The sequence below is a fragment of the Paenibacillus terrae genome, from assembly GCF_000943545.1.
GTDB classification, from domain to species: domain Bacteria; phylum Bacillota; class Bacilli; order Paenibacillales; family Paenibacillaceae; genus Paenibacillus; species Paenibacillus terrae_A.
Genome location: NZ_JTHP01000143.1, coordinates 1 through 5134 on the forward strand (window position 1 = coordinate 1; position 5134 = coordinate 5134).

The following is a 5134-nucleotide window of genomic DNA, read 5'->3' on the forward strand; positions in this document are numbered from 1 at the left end:
ACATTAGCAAGCCCATACGAAGCTTCCACGATCCCACCATCCAGTAGATTTACATTCGCTTGGGCAGCATCTACATCATCCACTTGAAAGTTGAAGTACTTCGCTTGATCAATCACCAGTGTTTTTTGCGTAGCATCCAGTTCCTGCGGATTCTCGATTCCAGCTACTTTGTCATAATTGCCAATGGTTACTGCACCAATGGAATTGATTTTCACGGTCGAGCCTTGGCCTTTAATTTCACCTTCATAATCGGTGTTGACCACATTACCGTACACCAAATTCTTCTTCAAACTTTCATTTAAACGTGCGCTCCAAATTGTAGGAATAAAATGTTGTACTGACATATCTAATCACCCTGTCCTTTTCTATTGATTATTATTTGTTTTGTAATGCTTGTTTGACTTGATCCCAATGCTGATTGATCTCGTTTGGCGACATGCCTTTAATCGCTTCTAATGTAAATGTGCTACTCGTTGAATTCGCAGGAGGGGTATAGCCATCCCCTTTAAGCCGTTGCTCGACTTGCTGTTGGATAGCCGATTGCAGCGATTGTTCCAACATGGCTAAATTCGCTGTCGTCGCTTCTTCATCTGCACCAATAAAAAAATCCACTAACGGGAGTGGAAGTTTCTTTTCGGATGCAATTTTAATCGCTTGGCTGGTTAACCGTTCACGCTGTTTCTCCAGCTTCATATTTTCCACTTCGGCTCGTAGCTTCTCAACTTCAATTTCTTTTTCATCCTTAGCCGGGAATCGCTTTTTGATCTCAGCATCCACTGCACTTTCCAGATGATTAGCTTTCCAAGTTTCCAACGATTTAGCTGATCGCTTGTCTACCGAGCTATCGAACCAACTTCTTGCTTCATGATTAGATTGAATGAATTGCTCTATCCCTTCTACGCTATACGGATTCAAACCCTGAAGATACGTTTGCCATTCCTCATTCGTTTGGTTTTCTTCAATTAACTGCTTTACTTGTTCTAAATTCATTTTCGATAATCTCCTTTATCGCCCATTCGACTCCGCAGAACCGAACACGCTTATGTATGTTTGAGCCGTTTAATGTCATGCTCAGGACAGGGATGTAACGCTTTAGAAATTATAAAAACGAGGAAAAGGTACAAACATACCAACTCCCCACTTTTAGGTATTTTTAACCCTTATTTCATTTGGATTTTTGACAGCCTAAAGCGTAACACCGAGTCTGTTTGGGTTCGAGCTTTCGAACACGTATATGTATGTTCAATTCCTGCTACAATGATGTTACGCATTAGAAACCGTAAAAACGAGAAATTGGTACAAACATACCAACTCCTCATTTTGGGTTGTTTTTCACCCTTAGTTTATTGGACTTTTTAAACCTCTAAAGCGTAACATCAAGCCTGTTTTTTCCTCATCTGACGCATCCGCAATTTTGTCTTTTCGTTCGCATTCTTGTCTCTGCATTTATCACAATATTTCTGCCGATTCGAATTTGCTGAAAAAGTAGCCTTACATTTCTGGCAGTTCACCCTCGGTTGCGCTGTTTTAAATTCAGATTCTATATTCCGCTCAGACTTATATTCTCGTTCTAACTTTTCATCTATGGGTAAAACCCCATTTTCAAAATAGCTACAACGGGGCAAAGAATCATCTTGAGCGAAAAATACACATGGGCCATCTTGTAAACAGCAATAATTCGAGATGCCATGTTTCGTTCCGAGATAACCAGCACAGCTATTCTTCACGAGCCGCTTGATTCTATTTTTATTATGCATTCGATTTCTCCTTATCCGTACCAACTAATCGTTGCTGCTCCGATTGAAACTTATTGAATTCCAACTTTGGATTCTCAACAAACGGAAGCAACGTGAGCAACGTTTCCTGTGAGACCACTTGCTGCAATTTAACGATCACATCAGCCATCCCCACCAAATCTGTTGGCAAGTTACGAGTAAACTTCACGGCGATATCCCGATAATCGTATTGAACGCCTTCTTTAATGTGCAGGAACGTGAAGAAATTCCGAATTCGCTGCTTGATCGCTTTTTCCATTAACGCTTCACGCATTGCCACTCGATTCTCCAAATTCAAAAGTTTATTTCGCAGAGCCAAGGAGGAGGTATTGCTGGCCCAATTCTCATTGAAGTTAACCTGATCCATCATGTCGAAGATTTTGCGCTCAATGTTATCCAACTCGTTTTTCACAAAGGAGTCATTAATCTCCTTCGTAAGCCAACTCACCTTTCCCCCAGTCGGAACCTGAATAATCCCCATCTTCTTCATATTTAATAAGTCTTCAGCTTCCAGCTTGGCATTTTCAATCACCAGATAGGCATTACGATGATCAGCGATTTCATTGACCAAGTCTGAATTCAATGCGTTATAGGCATCAAATAAAGAAATCACATCATGGAAGCCGCTTTTCCTCTCTGTATTGGATGGACAGGAGATAAGTGGGACTCTTCCAAAGATGTGATTATGTTTGCCGATATATTTCAATTCAGTTGCTTGGTTTTGCTTCATTGGATTGCCTTTATCATCACTGTCGATTGTATAGTGTAGGATTTCATGGTCGGTATACACGTCCAAATACACTTGCTTATCAAATCGTCTCGTGAATTTATGTAGGCCAAGCAATACGTTTCTTTCTGCTGTTCCGTCCTCCAACACATACGCATTCAATGGGGACAACACTGTGGCTGAAAACTGGCCATCTGAGTCGATATAGTTTAATTCAAAACTCTCGCCAAAGATTTCAGATTGTTTTCGAAGCTGCAAATTATGCTCTTTATCCCAATGACTCATATGTACATCTATATTATGTATAGCTTCATCCTGATCTGACTTGGACACATAGTTTACTGGCTTACCGAGCAGATAGCCCACTTCGTTATCTACGAACTTACGTGGAAAATTGAAAACAAGCTTTTGATTGCTTCGACTTTCTTGCATCGCATAGTTCTTGAGAATAGCATGCTGACCATTGTAGTAATCTGAATATTTCTGTTTAGCTATTGCAGCCGATTGGAGTTCGTTTAGACATTCAATTATGATGGACTCGGTTATTTGCAAATAGGTTCTTCCTTTCAAAATAGGTTAAGTAATTGTTGCTTGAATAAAGAAAAGAACCACCTTTACTAAGGTAGTTCCTTGTTGAATTAACGTGTCCCCGTTTGTTGAATTTCCTTTCACCGTTGATACTCTGCTTAAGTGAAATATGGGAAGTGATCGCGCATAAAATGAGTTAACGCATCCTTCAAATTTCTATGCTGTTTCATATATTGGAACAAGATGGCCGAGGTAAGCACAGTTTCATAGTCCTCGATAGTAATAGTCCAGAACGGTGGTTCCTCAGGGTTATAACTAAATTCACTAACGATGCCATATGCTACACCTAGCTTGTCAATCCTCTCGTGTAGGATCTGATAGATCTCGCCACTCAGTTGATGAATATCACTCTGTTCCAGAGCCTTCTCCTCATTCCAGCCGCCCATTAGATATTAACCTCCTCACATACCCGTGATTAAGCCAAACGGGGATTATAACAAGCATCTATTGGCATCGATATACTATACATTTCCAATTAGTGTAATAAGAAAAAATCACATTACACAACTGTATTACTTATAATCGTTAGAAAACCGTTCTTTGCAGCGGTATCAATTAACTGATTAATGGATCGTGTTGCGGTATCGCTAAACAAATACCATTCATCTTTAGATACGTCATGAATTAAAATCTCTGGGTATCCTGTTAAAAGTTCAGATGGAAAAGAACGAATTAAAGAATAAACATCAAAACGAACTAAGCTGTTTCCTTTTGGGTCTAGAAAATCATATTGTGCATTTTTATAATAAGACCCAAGTGTGTCAATAGTGAATCTCCAAGAGTAGTCTGCAGGTGCTTCGACCTTTTCACCTTTGTTTTTCACAAAAATATTATAAATTGTTTTGTTATATGCATTTCCATTAATTTTCTGAACTACGCCGCCCATAGTCATATGGTATTCATGTTGCAATGCTTTTACTTGTACACCGTCTATGAACAATGGTTCAGTATCAACCGTCACTGCAAAGTTGTTGTAATTGACATGGCATCCAAACGTCTCTGCAATAAAACGAAGTGGAACAAATATGCGATTATTTTTCATGTATGGTTTTACATCAAGCAGCATCTTCTTACCGTTCTTCTCAGCTGTACTACTGTTCAGTGTTAATATGACTTTCATATCGCTTTTAGCGAGAATAACCTCGGAATTGGACCATTCGACGCTAGCCCCCAAATTCTCACTAATAACACGTAGAGGTACCATTGTACGTTTGTTCTTAATTTCGGGCTTCACATCGGATGCAATAGCAACACCGTCAACTTTGATTTGATTTTCTGCTGCATAAGTAGTTGACGATGAAATAAATAAAAAGATTGCAAGAAAAACCCCAAGGAATGCTTTTTTCATAAATGATAGCTCCTTTTTTGGTTAAATTCGAATTCGTTGCGCAGTAACTCCCCCCATATTAAGACGCAACTGGATAAAATTCGTTGCACTCTCCTGCTCGTTAACTAACGGGATTAGATCAAAATAAAACTTGAGTTTTTAGCAAAACCCTCAAAATAACAAACTGCGATCATAAAACTTTAAACTTTTGACCGACTGAATCAATTGAACAACCCCATATAGGCTATCCGGCGCGTCATCATATGTACAATTTCGATTGTAGTCCTTCACCTGATGGTTGTATCTGAGGTTATCTGCATTGAACAGAATATGACCCTTCTTCACTTCCGGCTCCAAGCTAATAATACGTTCATGCTTCTGCCCCTTGGAATGGACACTTTCTACGGGTGTACGTATCTTCGCTTTCCATAGCTCTTCTTCAAACTTTTGCTTCATATAACTCTGTGCCTGATTCACCTCAAAACCAAGCTTATCTACAGGGTAAAGCTTTAACTTCTCAATTGCGACTTGAAACAAATCATCCGGCAACAGTTTATAGATTTCGCCGTCGATGACATACATTTGCTTCGTCTTCCTGTGCTGCCCAATAATGGAGACAGCAGAATAGTCATTTTTCTTCCCGGCTTTAATGGCTGGATCAATGTACATCGCCATTTCCATTTCATCAAACTCAGGTAGCCTGTCCCAATACATGAT

The 5134-nt window shown here is 39.6% G+C and carries 5 protein-coding genes and 1 pseudogene; all 6 read right to left on the reverse strand.

Annotation, left to right across the window (positions count from 1 at the left end; all coding sequences use genetic code 11):
• Positions 1 to 344 (reverse strand): annotated as a pseudogene (locus tag QD47_RS29120) (P22 coat protein - protein 5 domain protein); the annotation flags it as partial.
• Between the two features lie 31 nt (positions 345 to 375).
• Positions 376 to 990 (reverse strand): DUF4355 domain-containing protein, encoded by a 615-nt coding sequence (locus QD47_RS29125; RefSeq protein WP_044649407.1) that lies wholly within the window; start codon positions 988 to 990, stop codon positions 376 to 378.
• Between the two features lie 759 nt (positions 991 to 1749).
• Entirely contained in the window at positions 1750 to 3054 is a 1305-nt protein-coding gene (locus QD47_RS29135) for a phage portal protein (protein WP_044649408.1), read from the reverse strand.
• 134 nt (positions 3055 to 3188) lie between these two features.
• Positions 3189 to 3476, reverse strand: coding sequence for a hypothetical protein (locus tag QD47_RS29140; RefSeq protein ID WP_200893548.1), 288 nt, complete (start codon positions 3474 to 3476; stop codon positions 3189 to 3191).
• 113 nt (positions 3477 to 3589) lie between these two features.
• Positions 3590 to 4438 carry a copper amine oxidase N-terminal domain-containing protein gene (locus tag QD47_RS29145; RefSeq protein WP_044649409.1) on the reverse strand — a complete coding sequence of 283 codons (849 nt, stop codon included), beginning with the start codon at positions 4436 to 4438 and terminating at the stop codon, positions 3590 to 3592.
• A gap of 150 nt (positions 4439 to 4588) precedes the next feature.
• The coding region (gene terL / locus QD47_RS29150) for a phage terminase large subunit (protein ID WP_044649411.1) at positions 4589 to 5134 on the reverse strand (546 nt) is incomplete at its 5' end.

What these genes read in the sequence shown, in the direction of transcription:
- QD47_RS29125 (WP_044649407.1), bottom strand. Translation starts at nt 990, where the DNA reads ATGAATTTAGAACAAGTAAAGCAGTTAATTGAAGAAAACCAAACGAAT.
- QD47_RS29140 (WP_200893548.1), bottom strand. Translation starts at nt 3,476, where the DNA reads ATGGGCGGCTGGAATGAGGAGAAGGCTCTGGAACAGAGTGATATTCAT.
- QD47_RS29145 (WP_044649409.1), bottom strand. Translation starts at nt 4,438, where the DNA reads ATGAAAAAAGCATTCCTTGGGGTTTTTCTTGCAATCTTTTTATTTATT.